The 14,906-nt window shown below is 74.2% G+C and carries 13 protein-coding genes; 7 read left to right on the top strand and 6 right to left on the bottom strand.

The window, feature by feature from the left end:
* Positions 1 to 10 precede the first annotated feature (10 nt).
* The gene (locus tag AB0J53_RS43805) at positions 11 to 1,393 is read left to right on the top strand and encodes an MFS transporter (protein ID WP_364183921.1); all 1,383 of its coding nucleotides are present in this window, start codon (positions 11 to 13) and stop codon (positions 1,391 to 1,393) included.
* Here AB0J53_RS43805 and AB0J53_RS43800 read toward each other — a convergent pair.
* Positions 1,390 to 1,683: a hypothetical protein gene (locus tag AB0J53_RS43800; RefSeq protein ID WP_357585412.1), complete on the bottom strand. Its 294-nt coding sequence runs from the start codon at positions 1,681 to 1,683 to the stop codon at positions 1,390 to 1,392. The two genes, AB0J53_RS43805 and AB0J53_RS43800, sit on opposite strands and share 4 nt — an antisense overlap.
* 144 nt (positions 1,684 to 1,827) lie before the next feature.
* On the opposite strand from AB0J53_RS43800, the gene gdhA reads away from it, so the two are divergent.
* Positions 1,828 to 3,171, top strand: a complete 1,344-nt coding sequence (gdhA, locus tag AB0J53_RS43795; protein WP_219509837.1) for an NADP-specific glutamate dehydrogenase — start codon at positions 1,828 to 1,830, stop codon at positions 3,169 to 3,171.
* Here the strand turns inward: gdhA and AB0J53_RS43790 are convergent.
* Positions 3,168 to 3,659, bottom strand: a complete 492-nt coding sequence (locus AB0J53_RS43790; protein ID WP_219509836.1) for a cupin domain-containing protein — start codon at positions 3,657 to 3,659, stop codon at positions 3,168 to 3,170. The two genes, gdhA and AB0J53_RS43790, sit on opposite strands and share 4 nt — an antisense overlap.
* 75 nt (positions 3,660 to 3,734) lie before the next feature.
* Positions 3,735 to 5,567 carry a CHAP domain-containing protein gene (locus tag AB0J53_RS43785; RefSeq protein WP_364183917.1) on the bottom strand — a complete coding sequence of 611 codons (1,833 nt, stop codon included), beginning with the start codon at positions 5,565 to 5,567 and terminating at the stop codon, positions 3,735 to 3,737.
* 303 nt (positions 5,568 to 5,870) lie between these two features.
* Here AB0J53_RS43785 and AB0J53_RS43780 point away from each other — a divergent pair, with 303 nt between their 5' ends.
* A complete protein-coding gene (locus AB0J53_RS43780; RefSeq protein ID WP_364183914.1) occupies positions 5,871 to 6,518 on the top strand; it encodes a PaaI family thioesterase in 648 nt (215 codons plus the stop codon).
* Here the strand turns inward: AB0J53_RS43780 and AB0J53_RS43775 are convergent.
* From AB0J53_RS43775 to AB0J53_RS43765, 3 genes are all read right to left on the bottom strand, one after another.
* Entirely contained in the window at positions 6,503 to 6,826 is a 324-nt protein-coding gene (locus AB0J53_RS43775) for a VOC family protein (RefSeq protein WP_308125985.1), read from the bottom strand. The genes AB0J53_RS43780 and AB0J53_RS43775 overlap by 16 nt on opposite strands.
* Positions 6,827 to 6,904: 78 nt before the next feature.
* A complete protein-coding gene (locus AB0J53_RS43770) occupies positions 6,905 to 8,608 on the bottom strand; it encodes a serine/threonine-protein kinase (RefSeq protein ID WP_364183909.1) in 1,704 nt (567 codons plus the stop codon).
* Positions 8,609 to 8,666: 58 nt separating this feature from the next.
* Complete coding sequence (locus tag AB0J53_RS43765; RefSeq protein WP_364183907.1) at positions 8,667 to 9,863, bottom strand: serine hydrolase domain-containing protein; 1,197 nt, start codon at positions 9,861 to 9,863, stop codon at positions 8,667 to 8,669.
* A gap of 122 nt (positions 9,864 to 9,985) precedes the next feature.
* On the opposite strand from AB0J53_RS43765, the gene AB0J53_RS43760 reads away from it, so the two are divergent.
* From AB0J53_RS43760 to AB0J53_RS43745, 4 genes are read left to right on the top strand one after another with little or no spacing between them, the layout of a single operon-like run.
* Complete coding sequence (locus tag AB0J53_RS43760) at positions 9,986 to 10,921, top strand: hypothetical protein (RefSeq protein WP_308126003.1); 936 nt, start codon at positions 9,986 to 9,988, stop codon at positions 10,919 to 10,921.
* A complete protein-coding gene (locus tag AB0J53_RS43755; RefSeq protein WP_364183904.1) occupies positions 10,918 to 12,012 on the top strand; it encodes an FAD-dependent oxidoreductase in 1,095 nt (364 codons plus the stop codon). Before AB0J53_RS43760 ends, AB0J53_RS43755 begins: the two co-directional genes overlap by 4 nt.
* Positions 12,013 to 12,014: 2 nt before the next feature.
* Complete coding sequence (locus tag AB0J53_RS43750) at positions 12,015 to 13,259, top strand: cytochrome P450 (RefSeq protein WP_364183901.1); 1,245 nt, start codon at positions 12,015 to 12,017, stop codon at positions 13,257 to 13,259.
* The gene (locus AB0J53_RS43745; protein ID WP_364183898.1) at positions 13,256 to 14,797 is read left to right on the top strand and encodes a class I adenylate-forming enzyme family protein; all 1,542 of its coding nucleotides are present in this window, start codon (positions 13,256 to 13,258) and stop codon (positions 14,795 to 14,797) included. Before AB0J53_RS43750 ends, AB0J53_RS43745 begins: the two co-directional genes overlap by 4 nt.
* Positions 14,798 to 14,906 lie beyond the last annotated feature (109 nt).

The raw sequence follows: 14,906 nt of genomic DNA, 5'->3' as shown, positions 1-14,906 counted from the left end.
AGAACCCCCCTTGTCCACAGTTGTGACCACCGGCCGGAGACGCTGGGCCGTCCTGGTCGTCGTCCTGTTCGCCGCCATCCTCGACCTCCTCGACGCGACGATCACCAACCTCGCCGCGCCCACCATCGCCGCCGACCTGTCCGGCGGCGAGCCCCTCATCCAATGGCTCGGCAGCGCCTACGCGCTGTCCATGGGAGTCCTGCTCGTCGTCGGCGGACGCCTGGGCGACAAGTACGGCCGCCGCCGCCTGTTCCTCATCGGCGTCACCGGCTTCACCCTCGCCTCCGTCGCCTGCGGCCTGGCCTGGGACCCGGTCTCGATCGTCGTCTTCCGGCTGCTCCAGGGGGCGCTCGGGGCACTGCTGATCCCGCAGGGGTTCGGCATCCTCGGCGCCGTGTTCCCCCGCGAGGAGCTCGGCAAGGCGTTCGGCGTCTTCGCCCCCGCCCTCGGCCTGGCGTCCATCGGCGGGCCGATCCTGGCCGGCGTCCTCATCGACGCCGACCTGCTCGGCCTCGGCTGGCGCGCCATGTTCCTGATCAACATCGTGCTGGGCGGCCTGGCGGTCGTCCTCGCCGTCCGGCTGCTGCCCCGCGACGAGGGGGAGCGCGCCGTCAAGGTCGACGGCCCCGGCTCCGGCCTGCTCGCCGCCGCCATGCTCGGCCTGCTGTACGGGCTCATCGACGGCGCGGGCCACGGCTGGACGCCCCGGGCCGTCGCCTGCCTGGCGGCGGGAGCGGCGTTCTTCGTCCTGTTCGCCCGGCGTCAGCGCACCGCGCCGAGCCCGCTCCTCGAACCCTCACTGCTGCGCAACCGCGGCTTCGTCTCCGGGCTGACCCTCGGCCTGGTGTTCAACGCCGCGGTCTCCGGCCTGCTGTTCCTGCTCGCGCTCTTCCTCCAGGACGCGCTGCACCGCACGCCCACCCAGGCGTCCGCCAGCCTGGCGCCGCTCGCCGCCGGCATCGTCGTCGCCTCCGTCGCCTCACACCGGCTGCTGGACCGCCTCGGCCGCCGGCTCATCCTGACCGGGCTGCTCATCACGCTCACCGGCGCGCTCTGGCTGCTCGCGCTGGGCACCGGACCGGCCGTCTGGGCGCTCGTCCCTCCCGTCCTCGTCATCGGGCTCGGCCTGGGCTCCTGCTTCGGCAGCGTCTACCAGGTCACGCTCGGCGGCGTCGACGCCAGAGAGTCGGGCAGCGCCAGCGGCGCCCTGTCGGCCAGCCAGCAACTGGCCAACAGCGTCGGCGCCGCCGCCGTCACCACCGTCTACCTCCACACCGCCGGCGGCGTCACCGCCGGGCTGACGGTGGTCGCCGCGGCCCTCGTGGCCTGCTGCGGGCTCGTCCGGCTGCTGCCCGGCCGCCGGCCCGTCGAGGGCGCCCACGCCGGGAGCTAACCGACGCGGGTGCAGTCCTGCATCAGGACCTCGCCCGGCAGCGCCGCCCGGCCGCCGCCGGTGCACCGGATGCGGATCGCGTACTGCCGGGTCTGGCCGGTCACCTCGCCGGCGAACTCACCCGAGGTGACCGCCCCCGGAGTGGCCTCGCAGGAGCCGTACAGCACGGTCGTCGCCGGGTCGCCGCGCAGGTTGTCGCAGGTGTAGGCGGGCACGTCGGTCGCCTGCGCGGGGGAGGCGGTGCCGAGCGCGGCGCCCGCGAGGGCGGCCAGGGCGAAGTCGCGGATCATCGTGTCTCCTCGTGGGGGTTCGCGTTCGCCACACAGAGTAAGAGTCCGTCACGCAGCGTGCGACCCGTTTCGGGGTCCCGGCGACTTCTCACAAATGCGCACCTCTTAAGGTGAGGGGCGAATGCAAATGAGTGGGGAGAATCCGTGTTGCACGAGAAACTGTCGTCGATCTATGACAACGTCCTGCGCCGCAATCCTGGGGAGATCGAGTTCCACCAGGCGGTGCGCGAGGTGCTGGAAAGCATCGGCCCAGTGCTCGGCAAGCACCCTGAATACGCCGAATCGAAGATCATAGAGCGTATTTGCGAGCCCGAGCGGCAGATCATCTTCCGCGTGCCGTGGGAGGACGACCGCGGCGAGGTGCACATCAACCGCGGCTTCCGGGTCGAGTTCAACAGCGCCCTCGGCCCGTACAAAGGCGGCCTGCGCTTTCACCCGTCCGTCTACCTGGGAATCGTGAAGTTCCTCGGCTTCGAGCAGATCTTCAAGAACAGCCTCACCGGGCTGCCCATCGGCGGCGGCAAGGGCGGCTCCGACTTCGACCCCAAGGGCCGCTCGGAGCGCGAGATCATGCGCTTCTGCCAGAGCTTCATGACCGAGCTCTACCGCCACATCGGCGAGTACACCGACGTCCCCGCCGGTGACATCGGCGTCGGCGGGCGCGAGGTCGGCTTCCTGTTCGGCCAGTACAAGCGCATCACCAACCGGTACGAGTCCGGCGTCATCACCGGCAAGGGCCTCGCCTACGGCGGCGCCCAGGTACGCACCGAGGCCACCGGCTACGGGTGCGCCTTCTTCGTCGACGAGATGCTCAAGGCGCGCGGCACGTCGTTCGACGGCAAGCGGGTCGTCGTCTCCGGCTCCGGCAACGTCGCCGTCTACACCATCGAGAAGGTCCAGCAGCTCGGCGGCACGGTCGTGGCCTGCTCCGACTCCTCCGGCTACGTCCTCGACGACAAGGGCATCGACCTGGAGCTGCTCAAGCAGATCAAGCAGGTCGAGCGCGCCCGGCTCGACGTCTACGCCGAGCGCCGCGGCGAGCACGTCTCGTTCGTGCCCGGCCGCAGCGTGTGGGAGGTGCCCTGCCAGGTCGCCATGCCGTCGGCCACGCAGAACGAGATCACCGGCCGCGACGCCGCCCACCTCGTCGAAGGCGGCCTGCTGGCCGTCGGCGAGGGCGCCAACATGCCCACCACGCCCGAAGGCATCAAGATCTTCCTTGACGCGGGCGTGGCCTTCGGCCCCGGCAAGGCCGCCAACGCCGGCGGCGTCGCCACCAGCGCCCTGGAGATGCAGCAGAACGCCAGCCGCGACTCCTGGACGTTCGAGTTCTCCGAGCACCGGCTCCAGGAGATCATGCGCGACATCCACGGCCGCTGCCTGCAGACCGCCGACGAGTACGGCATGCCGGGCAACTACGTCGCCGGCTCCAACATCGACGGCTTCCGCCGCGTGGCGGACGCGATGCTCGCCCTCGGTCTGATTTAGACCATGTACTGGTCGTGGCGCAGGTAGAGGTCGGCCAGCTCCTCGGCGCTGGGCTGCCGGCCGCTCGCCATCAGCGCCACGCTCTCCTCGAAGTACGCCTCCCGCGGCGCGCCCGGCGTGAACAGGATCAGCATCGACGCCGGCTCGCCGGACTCGTTGCGGAAGGCGTGGACGCCGCCCTCGGGCACGAACAGGAAGTCGCCCGGCTTCCCGTCGATCCAGGTCGTGCCGTCGTAGAGCCGGATCGTGCCGGACAGCACGTAGAAGGACTCGGTGATGGTCCGGTGGAAGTGCGGCGCCGGGCCTGACGGCCGCGGCCCCATCTCCCACCGGTAGAGCCCGAACGCGCCGTTCGTGCTCGCGCCCGTGCCCAGGTAGTGGGCGGCGCCTCCGCCGCCCATCTGCAGGTCGGGCGGCGCGTCGGCGGGGCGCAGCACGGCGTTCCGCTCGCCGCTCTCGCCGAAATAGCGGGGTTCGGGGTAGGACATGAGACTCCTTCGCGGCTCGTGGTCCTCCCGAGCATAGGGCGGGCCCGTCGCCCGCCCTCCGGCCCGGGGGTCCGGTCAGGCGCGGTGACGGCCCCGGCGCTGGTGGGCCGTACGGCGGGCGCCGCCGCCCCGGGAGGGGGCGGTGTCCTCCGACGACTGCCGCTGCGGCGGGCCCGTCAGCGCCATCTGCTGGTGCGCCGCCGTACGCGCCTGCTGGGCGGCCGTGCGGTGGCGGCGGCCACGCAGCGGCGCGTCCTGCGCGAACGGCTCCAGGTACTGCGGCGACACGCCCCCGTTGCGGTGCCGGCGCCCGCGCGGGGGAGCGTCGGCGGCGAACCCCGGCTCCTCGATCGGATGCTCGTAGCGCCGCCGCCGCCCGGCGTAACCGTGCTGGCGGACAGGCGGCCGGGCGAACGCGTCGAACGCGTCGAACGTGTCGGCGCTGCCCCCCGGCACGAGCGCGGCCCCGTCCGAGAACACCGGCCGCGCGAACTCGCCGGTCGTCGCCGGGATGCGGGCGAACTCGCCGGTGGTTTCCGGGAGGCGGGTGAAGGCGTTGAAGGGGGTCGTCGCCGGGGGGATGACGATGGGGGCGACCGAGGCGGTGACCGGGATGACGATGGGCTCGAACGGCCCTGTGGTCGCCGGTGCGGCGGTGGGGACGACGAGGGGCTCACGCGGGGTGGTGACCGGCGTGGCGGTGTCCTGGAGGGAGCGGAGCGCGCTGACGGGCTCGGCGGCGTCCAGGAGCTTGGGCGGCGCGGCCAGCTCGACGGCGTCGCGCCTGGCGGCCAGGGAGACGCGCTTGCGCGGCTTGCGGCGGCGGTGGGCCGGGGCGGCGGGAGGCGCGGCGACAGCGGCGGCGGCGACGGCACGGCCGGCCGGGCGCAGGCGCAGGCTCCTGGTCTTGGCGATGGCCAGCACCGCGAGCGCCGCGACGAGGGCGGAGGTGACCAGCGTGGTGGAGTCGGCGGGCGCGGCCGGGGTGGCGATGGAGGCGTCCACGATGGCGGGCATCGGCCCGGTGGTGGCCGCGCTGGTGTCGGCGGTCGAGTGCTTGGCGTGCTTGCCGGGCTTGGGCGCGGCGGACGCGGCCTTGCCGTCGGCGGACGGCGCTCCCACCTGGGCCTGCGGCGCGGTGGCGGTTTTGGCGTCCTTGGCCGGCTTGGCGGCCGTGGCGGGGGCGTCGGGCCGGGTGCGGGACTCGGTCTTGGGCTGGGCCCGCCCCGACTCGGTCCGGCCGGAGTCGGGCGAGGCGATCTCCAGGTTCTGCAGCGAGCCGGTGCGGGCCCCGGGCGTGGGGGCGGCGAGGGGGATGCGCAGGTCGCTCTCGGCGCGCGGGATCAGCGTCGTGAGCTGCTCGGACGGCTGGTAGGTGCCCGCCTCGGCGGATCGGGTGCCGGCCTCCTTCAGGACGCGCTGGGCCTCCTTCTCGTCCAGCCGTTCCTTGATCTTCCACGGGTAGCCGTAGCCGACGACCTTGCTGGTGTCGCGTTCCTTGCGCTTGGCGACGCCGCCGTCGATGTTGCCCTCGATGGTGAAGATCCGGCCGCCCTCGACGCGGGTGACGACCCCGACGTGGTCGATGCGGTCGATGTCGTTGGTGCCGCTCCAGTCGTAGAAGACGAACGCGCCGGGCTGCGGCTTGGTGCCCCAGGCGTCCTGCCGCTTGAACCACTTGGCGTGCGCCACGGTCCAGGCGAACTGCCCCATCCACTCCTCGTACCCGAGCTTGGTGGCCGCCCAGGAGAGGAACATGTCGCACCAGGGCGCGCCGGTGTAGTCGGCGTCGAACTCGACGTTGGAGCCGTACCAGTCGCCGAACTTGGTGTACGCGCCGGCCTTCTCCGAGTAGCCGAGCTGGCTCTCGAGAAGATCGATGAACTTCTTCATCTCTGGGGTCGTCATGGAAGTGCGGGGGAACCCTTCCGAGCCGGGCCGGTTTCGGCACGAGCGTCCCGGGGTACCAGGGGTAGTCCTGGGACGGTCGTGACGAACCGGAGACCTGTGTTCGTCCGTGATGCAGGAGGCTACCGGCACGTAACGGCAGGTCAAGCACGCGCAAAGACACTGCCATCCGTTGCCCATGGCCGATACCGCAGGTCAGCTATGTTACGGAAGTGTCACGACAAAGGTGATAAAACCTCAAAAGATCTACCGAACCGGGCGTGTCGTTCCCGTTTAGAACGGAATTCGGTAGCGTGGACCATCATGACGATCGAGGCCGCCACCGACGGAGCCAGAGCTGAGGCGCTGACCGAGCTGGCCGAGCGGACCAGACGCCTCATGGACGCCGTGGCCACCACCGGCGCGCCCCCGGACGAGCTGGCCGCCGTCGCCGCCGAGCTGGAGGCCCTGACCAGGCGGCTCGGCGGATCCGGCGGCCCGGCCCCGCACCCGTACGAGATCGCCCCCGACGGCAGCCTGCGCGCCCTCGGCAACGCCGTCGTGGGCGCGGCGAACCCGTTCGCCCTCCCGCTCGTCGTCGAGCGGACAGCGGCCGGGGTGCGGGCCGAGGTGACGTTCCGGCCGCTGCACGAGGGGCCGCCCGGCGGCGTCCACGGCGGCATCAGCGCGATGGTGCTCGACCACCTGCTCGGCCAGGCCAACGCCGCCGCCGGGTTCGCGGGCGTGACCGTCTCGCTCACCATGACCTACCGGGCGATGGTCCCGTACGGCGCCCCCGTCGTCGCCACGGCCGAGCACACGCGGTCGGAGGGCCGCAAGAACTGGGCCGGCGGCCGCATCAGCGCGCCCGACGGCACGGTGCTCGTGGAGGCGGCCGGGCTGTTCGTCACCCCCGCCGCCTGGGTGCGCGACGGGCTGCCGGTCCGGGGCGCCGCTCAGAGCGGCGAATAGAGCACGAAGACGTTGCCCGACGGGTCGCGCAGCACCGCCCGGGTCTCGTGCGGCCCCGCCTCCGGCGCCCGCACCACCTCGGCGCCGCGCGCCGCCAGCTCCGCCACCGCCGCCGCCGTGTCGTCCACCCGATACGAGGGCGCGGCCGACGCGGTGACGTGCTCGGCCGGACCGGCCAGCGCGATCGTCACCCCGCCCGCGTCCAGCGCCGCGAACCTGTCGCCGTCCCGGAACCGCACCGGCAGCCCGTAGAACGCGATCGCCTGGTCCAGATCGGTGACGGGAATCAGCACGTTGCCGAGCCTCACACTGGCCTCCCCTGAGCTGGTCGTGCTCCCAGCATCCGGCGTCCGGCCGCGCCGCCGCATCCTGCGGTGTGCCCGGCCTCAGCCGGTGGCCGGGGCCGCCTCCGGCGTCGGGTGGGTGGTGGCGGGCGACGGGGACGGCGTGGCGGGGGTGCGGGTCGGGCACGGAGGGCCGTCCACGGGCACCTCGCGGATCTGGGGGCCGTTGGCGGCGGCCGGCTCCGTCATGGCGAGGATCGCCAGGTACGCCCGGTCGCCGCAGGGCACCGCCGCCGGGGTGCGGCCCACCTGGGCCGTGTACGCGGTGCGGCCCGTGAGGGTGCGCGTCTCCTGGCCCACCTCGCGGGCCTCGCCGCCGTTCTCCCGTCGCAGGTACGCGATCCGCAGGCGTATGGGGCCCGGGCCGTCGGCCAGGACGCGCACCGAGCCCGCCGAGCCGTCCCAGGCCAGGACGCCCGCCTCCCGCACCGACGGGGGAGCCGGCGGCCGAGTCGGGGGCGGGGTCGGGGGCGGGGTCGGGGTGGGCGCGGCGGACGGCCGCACCGCCGACGCCGTCGCCGTAGGGGCCCGGGGCGTCGGCGTGCGCGTGGGCGTGCGCGTGGCGCGGCGGTCGGCGGGGGGCGCGGTGCCGGGCGGCGGGTCGCGCCTGTCGGGGGTGGTGGTGACCGGGTCCAGCGCGCTCGGGGTGTCGTCCGGGGGGAGCAGCACCGCGCCCGGCGGGACCCGGCCCTCGGTCATCAGCAGCGTGACCGCCACCGCCACCAACGTCGCGCCCGCCAGCCACAGATGCGTCGGCACCCCGGCCGCCCACGCCGGCCCGCGCCCCCTCCGCGCCCCACGGGAGGGCCGGGGCGCGTCCCCGGACGGGGAGGCGGCGGGGGAGCTGCGAGCCGTCGCCTCCGCGCGGGGTCGTGCGGCCGGAGCCGCGTCGGCCAGCGGGAACCGGAGGGCCAGCAGGGTGGCCAGCTCGCCCAGGTGGCGGCGTCCGCGTTTCTCCCATTCGGGCCCGTACGCGGTGAGGGCGTCACGTTCCAGCTCGGCGGCGAACCGGCGGGCCGAGGCGAACCGGGCGGCGGGGTCCTTGGCGAGGCCGAGGCGGAGCAGGTTGCGCAGGGAGTCCGGGGCGACCTCCAGCGGCACCGGCTCCACCAGGTGCCTGTCGCGCAGCGCCGGGACGTCGTCACCCCGGTAGGGCACGCGGCCCCGTACGGCCTCGAAGAGCACGCACGCCGTCGCGTACAGGTCGGCGGGCGGCCCGGCCTCGCCGCGCGTCCACAGCTCGGGCGACATGTACGGCGGGCTGCCGGGCGGGACGCCGGGCTCCTCGGCGTGCGCCACGACGCCGAAGTCGGTCAGCTTGACGGCCCCGTCGGCCTGGACGAGCACGTTGCCCGGCTGGACGTCGCGGTGCGCCAGCCCTCGCTCGTGGGCGGCGGCCAGACCGCCCAGCACGGCCTTGACCAGGGCGAGCGCGGCCTCGGGGCGCACCCGGCCGTGCTCGGCCAGGATCGCGCGCAGCGACACCCCGTCGACCAGCTCGGTCACGACCGCCGCCCGGCTGCCCGTCCGCACGTACTCGTACGTCCTGGCCACGCCGGGGTCGTCGAGCTCCACCAGGATCGCGGCGTCCTCGGCGAAGCGGGCCATGAAGGCGTCGTCGCGGCGCAGGGTGGCGTTCAGGTACTTGATGGCCACGTGCGCCCCGGTGGCCTGGTACGTGGAGAGGAAGACGCGGCCGGTCCGGCCCTCGCCCAGCTGGCGTACGTCGCGATAACCAGGGACCAAGTCGAACCCCCAAGGCAGACCGTCCAGGATTCGACGTTCTCACCCGAGGTTCCGGTTGTCACGAAATATCCGGCAGCGACGCGTACACCGCCTCCGTCAGGCGGTAGGCCCGCATGCTGCCCGACACCATGTCGGCCATCCGGTTCATCACGTAGCCCACGGCCAGCTCGTGCTCCGGATCGCCCAGCCCGAGGAACCCGCCCATCCCGCTGTGCCCGAACGCCGTGCGCGACGGCATCAGGAACGTCATCGACGGCCGCATGAACCCGAGCCCGAACGAGCTGTCGACCACCAGCACCCGGTCGGGCCCCGCGACCCGGGGCCGGATCGCGTCGGCCAGCGTCGCGGGCCGCAGCAGCTCGCCCGCCACCAGCGCCCGGTAGAAGCCGGCCAGCCCGGCGGCCGTGGTGACGACGCCCGCCGCCGGCCAGCCCGCGCGCAGGATGACGGGGTGGTTCGCGCCGCCGTCGAGGAGCCGCATCGCCGGGTTGCCGAGCGCCCGGTTCATCAGGCTCTCCGGGTCCCGCGCCGCCGCGGCCATCCGGTCGACCACGTCACCCCCACCAGGGGCCTCACGGGGCGCGGCGGCCTCCGAGGGGGCCTCCGGGGCGGGCTCCGGGGCGGGCGTCGCGGGGCGGCGGGCGGGGCCCGTGATCCGGGCGGCGCGGGCGATGACGTCGTCCGGCGCGCCCATCCACAGGTCCAGCCCGAGCGGCCCGGCGATCTCCGCCGCCACCAGCTCGCCGACGGACTTGCCCGTCACCCGCCGCACGACCTCGCCGACGAGGAACCCGTACGTGAGCGCGTGATAGCCGTGCGCCGACCCGGGCTCCCACAGCGGCTCCTGGCCCGCCAGCCGGGCGGCCATCGCCGGCTGGTCGCCGAACTCCGCCACGGGCACCGGCGTCTCGATCACCGGCAGCCCGGCCTGGTGGGTGAGCAGGTGCTCGACGGTGACCGCACGGGCGGCGAACTCCGGCCACACGTCGGCCACCGGCGCGGCCAGGTCCACCAGCCCGCGCTCGGCGAGCTGGAGCAGGACGGTCGCGGTGAGCGCCTTGGTGCAGGAGTACGCGAACGCCGGGGTGTCGCGCAGCCATGGCCGCCCGGTGTGCCGGTCGGCGATCCCGTCCCACAGGTCGACGACCAGCTCGCCGCGATGGTAGACGGCGAAGGCGGCGCCGAGCTCCTGTCCGTCGGCGAACTGCCGCTCGAACACCTCGCGCACGCGGGCGAACCGGGGATCGCAGTGCATCGTCCCTCCGGGGGCAAGGAAGCGCTTACTTGGCCAGCCGAGCGTAACAACGCAAAGGACAACCAGGCACCCCTCCTGATATGTCACGATATGCATGGGTACAAATACACACTGTGACTACTGTGAGACGCGTAGAAATCGGCTGGCCCAGCTTGGGCATGGCCGTCACGGCAGAACTGGACGAGCGCAACGCCGCTCTGGCACAGAGCCTGTGGGACGCGCTGCCGTACCGCAGCCTGCAGGGCCATGCCCTGGTGGCGGGCCATCACCTCTATCACGTAGCTCCGGTCCACCAGATGCTGCACCAAGCAGCCACGCACTCGGTGGACCGGCGGACCGTGCCCGACGGCACGATCTTCTCATCCCGGCTGCAACACCTCGGGATCAAGTACGGCGAACTCACCGAGCCGATGCCGGCCACGCCCATCGGCCGCATCACCGAAGGCGACCTCGACACGCTCGTCGAGGCCGGCCAGGCCGTCTGGGAGGCGGTCTACCGCACCAAGAAACCCGTCATCGCCGAGGTCAGAAGGGCCGGTGAGAGCTTCGGGCACAGCCTGCCCCGCCTGACCGTGTCCGACCCGGAGGTCGACGCCCTGATCGCCGACCTGCACGCCGAGACCGAGCGGATCTGGCTGGTCCCGCCGCAGGAACTGGTCGACCTGCACGAAGGCCGCATCACCTCGAACGCGGGCAGCTTCGAGACCGTCCTCACGACGCTGCTGTTCGTCAACGGCGAGACCCGGCCGCTCGGCTACGCCTGTTACGGCGGGCTGGTGCGGGCCGCCCACGAGCAGATGCCGATGGAGTCGCTGCACCAGATGGCCAGGGTCCTGGCCAAGACCCCGGCCGAGTTCCTCGGCTACTGCGGCCTGCAGACGCTGTGGGGGTTCACCGAGAGGCTGTTCGACGTCCTGGACCGGCTCGACGACCGCGAGGACTTCATCGCGGTCATGTCGCACATGGCCCTGTACGTCAACTGCCTCGGCGGCTGGAACCTGCACCTGTTCCCCTGGCAGGTGGGCGACCACCTGCGGCGCGTGCGAGCGCTCGGGTGAACGCGCAGGCGCAGGTCGTCGTCATCGGCGGCGGGGTCATCGGCCTGTCGATCGCCTACCACCTGGCCGAGGCCGGGGTGCGCACCGTGCTGCTGGAGCGCGGCGAGCTCGGGTCCGGCGCGTCGAGGGCCACGGCCGACGTCGTCAGGTCGTACTTCGCGGGCAACCCGGTCAGCTCGGCGATGGCCGTCCGCAGCCTGGAGGCCTACCAGGCCTTCGGGTCGCGGCCGGCCGCCCAGGTGCCGCTGCGGCAGGTCGGCTACCTGGTGCTGCTCACCGAGCCGGAACAGGTGGCGGCGATCGAGGCCGAGCTGCCCGCGCAGCGGGCGGCCGGAGTGCGCGTCGAGCTCGTCGACGCGGGAGAGGCCCGCCGGCTCAACCCGCTCGTCGGCCCCGACCTGCCGCTGCTGGCCGCCGCCTGGTCGCCCCAGGCGTACGTGTCGGACACGGCGGCGATCGTGGCCGGATACGCCGAGGGCGCCAGGCGGGCCGGGGCGAAGCTGCGCACCGGCTGCCCGGTGCTCTCCGTCGACCCCGACCGGGGCCGGGTCGAGACCACCGACGGCACGATCACGGCCGAGGCCGTCGTGTGCGCCGCCGGCGCCTGGTCCGCGCCGCTCGCCCGGTCGGCGGGCGTCGACCTGCCGCTCACCGAGCCGGTCACCCAGGAGCTGCTGCTGACCGACCCGCTGACCGAGCTGTCGCCCATCCCGTCCGTCCCGGTCACCCTGCACGCCGCGAGCGGCCTGCTCATGCGGCTGCGCGGGGACCGGATCCTGATCGGCATGGGCTACCCGGACCGGGACAGGGAGGCCTGGCGCGCCCGCGTCGCGGAGCGGCTGGCCGCCACGTACCCGCGCCTGGCCGGGGTGGCGCTGCACCCGGCGATCAGCGGCGTGCGGGACGCCAGCCCGGACAAGACGGCGTTCATCGGGCACCGGCCGGGGCCGCCCGCGTTCCTGTACGCGGCCGGGTTCTCCGGGCACGGGCTGTGCAACGCGCCAGCCGCCGGGGAGCTCGTCCGCGATCTCTACCTGGGCAAGGACCCGTGGCTCGACGTCGCGGACCTGGCCGTGGAAAGGGCCGGATGACCATGACGACCGAACAGGAGAGCCGGGAGACCGGGCGGGCCTTCGTGCTCGACCCGGCCACCCCGGACGTGCACGCCGACAACGAGCGGCTGCGGGAGGCGGGGCCGCTGGTCCCGGTCGAGGTCGAGGGGGTGCGCGCGTGGGCGGCCACCCGCTACGCGACGCTGGCGGCCGTGCTGGCCCACCCCGACCTGTCCAGGGACGTCAGCCACTGGGCTCCTGAGGGCCGGGCCGAAGTCCGCAAGGCGACGGCCGTGGAGAAGATCACCTCGGACACGTCCATGCTGAACTCCGAGGGCGAGACCCACAAGCGCCTGCGCGGGCCGCTGATCAAGGCGTTCACCGCCCGCCGGGTGCAGGGGCTGCGGCCCGAAATCGAGCGGATGGCCGCCGCGCTCGTCGACGAGCTGGCCGCACTGCCGCCCGAGCCCGTCGACCTGCGGCTGCACTACGCCTACCCGCTGCCGCGCGACGTCATCTCCGAGCTGATGGGCATCCCGCCCGGCATGCGCGACGAGCTGCACGAGCTCACCGACGTGGCCGCCCGCGTCGGCGACGGCCCGGACGACGTCAGCGGCTCCCGCGACGCCCTGTACGTGCTGCTCGACAAGGTCATCGAGGTGCGGCGCGGCACGCCGGGCGAGGACGTGATCACCGACCTGATCAGCGTGCGCGAGCAGGACGGGGAGCGGCTGACGCGCTCGGAGCTGCTCGACACGATCGAGCTGCTGTTCATCGCCGGGCATGTGACGACCGTCAACCTCATCACCAACGCCATCCGGGCCATGCTCACCCAGCCGGGCCAGCTCGACCTCGTGCTCGGCGGCTCGCTGCCGTGGAGCGCGGTCGTGGAGGAGACGCTGCGCTGGGACTCGCCGGTCGCCCACTTCCCGATGCGCTACGCCGTACGGGACCTGGAGATCGACGGGGTCACGGTGCGGAAGGGGGAGGCGGTGCTGGCCTGCTTCGCCTCCGCCGGGCGCGACCCCGACCAGTACGGCGAGCGGGCCTGCCGGTTCGACGCGGCGGCGCCGCAGCCGGGGCACCTGTCGTTCGGGCACGGGCCGCACTTCTGCCTGGGGGCGCCGCTGGCCCGGATGGAGGGCGAGGTGGCGCTGGCCGCGCTGTTCTCGGCCTTCCCGGAGATGAAGCTCGCCGGGCCCGCCAGCGGCACCCGGCCGCTGGGCACGGTGCTGGGCAACAGCACCCGGTCGCTGCCGGTGCTGCTGGGCAGGCGGGCGGGATGAGCGGGACGACGGCCCGCCGGGTTCCGCCCGGCGGGCCGGACCCGTTGCGGGCCGGCCGCCGGGCCTCCGGGCGGTCCAGGCCCGCCCGGACGCCCGGGTTCGGGGAGGCGCTGGTGCGCGGGCTGACCGCGGCCGGGCCCCGGGACGCGCTGGTGTGCGGGCAGGAGCGGCTGAGCGGGGAGCGGGTGCTGGCCATGACGGCCTCGGCCGCCGCCGCCCTGGAGGCGCGCGGCGTGCGCGCCGGGCAGGCGATCGCCCTGCTGTACGGCGGCCGGCCGGAGTCGCTCGCCGGACGGCTCGTGACGCTCGCGCTCGGCTGCCCGGCCATCCTGGTGCCCGCCGGGCTGCCGCCGGAGACCGCCGCCCGCGCGATGCGCGCGACGGGCGCCACGACCCTGCTGTACGAGGCCGGGCGGCAGGAGGACGCCGAGGCGCTGCTGCGGATCTGCCCGGTGCCCGTCCACGGCCCGCTCGACCGGCTGCTCGCCACCGCGGGCGCCGGGACGGCGACGATCCCGGCCGGCCGGGGCCTGGCGTCGGTGACGTTCACCAACGGCACGACGGGGGAGCGCAAGGCCGTCGCCTACAGCCACGCCGTCGAGGCCGCGCAGCTCGGCGCGGCCAGGGCGCTGATAGGGCCCGGGGCGTGGCGCTTCCTGGTGTGGCCGGGCTTCCACCTGCCCACGCTGACCGCGCTGTGGACGCTGGCCACCGGCGGCACGGCGGTCCTGGCGACCGCCGAGGACACCGGGCGCGAACGCGAGCTGATCGCCCGCGAGGGCGTCACCCATGTGCTGGCCGGGCCGCCGTTCGGCTTCTACGGCCTGGCCCGGCGGCTCGGCCACGTGCCCGGCGTGCGCCAGATCCTGTACGGGGGAGCCCCGGCGGTGCCGGCCCGCAGCCGGGAGGCCGTCGAGGCGCTGGGCCGCGTGGTGCGGCAGTCGTACGGGCTGACCGAGGGCGGGTTCGTCACCACCCTGTCGCCCGCCGACCACGCGCGGCCGGGGCTGCTCGCGTCCGTGGGCCGGGCCGTGGCGGGGGTGGAGCTGGAGATCCGCGACGAGCGCGGCGCCCGCGTGCCGGACGGCGAGGTGGGCGAGGTGTGGACGCGCTCGCCGCAGGTCATGACCGGCTACCTGGGCGACCCCGGGCTCACCGCGGCCACGCTGCGCGACGGCTGGGTCCGCACCGGCGACCTCGGCCGCCTCACGCCGCCCGCCGAAGGCCGCCACCTGTTCCTGGTGGACCGGGCCGGGAGCGGGCTGCCGCCCGGCGTGCACGCCTATCCGGTCGAACAGGTGCTCACCGGGCACCCCGGGGTGTCCGACGCCGCCGTGTTCGCGCTGCCGGACGGGGGCGTGGGGGCGGCCGTCGCCGGGCGGGCCGATGAGTCGGAGCTGCGCGAGCTGGTGCGCGGGGCGCTCGGTCCGGCCTGTGAGCCCCGGCGGCTGTGGCTGATGGACGACCTGCCCCGCACCGGCTCCGGCAAGCCCGACAAATCCGCCCTCCGCGCCCGGTACGGCCGCCGGCCCGGCTGACCCGGCGGGTCCCGCTAGATGATTGATTCCAAGGGGTTGGGATCAGTGGTCGTAGGCGGTGAGTGAGCGGGCGATGGGCTGACCGGTCTTGTCGTTGTGCCAGATCACG

The sequence above is a fragment of the Nonomuraea sp. NPDC049725 genome (assembly GCF_040674795.1).
GTDB lineage: Bacteria > Actinomycetota > Actinomycetes > Streptosporangiales > Streptosporangiaceae > Nonomuraea > Nonomuraea ceibae.
Note: the sequence above shows the minus strand (reverse complement) of the source record. Positions and strands in the feature narration are given on the sequence as shown.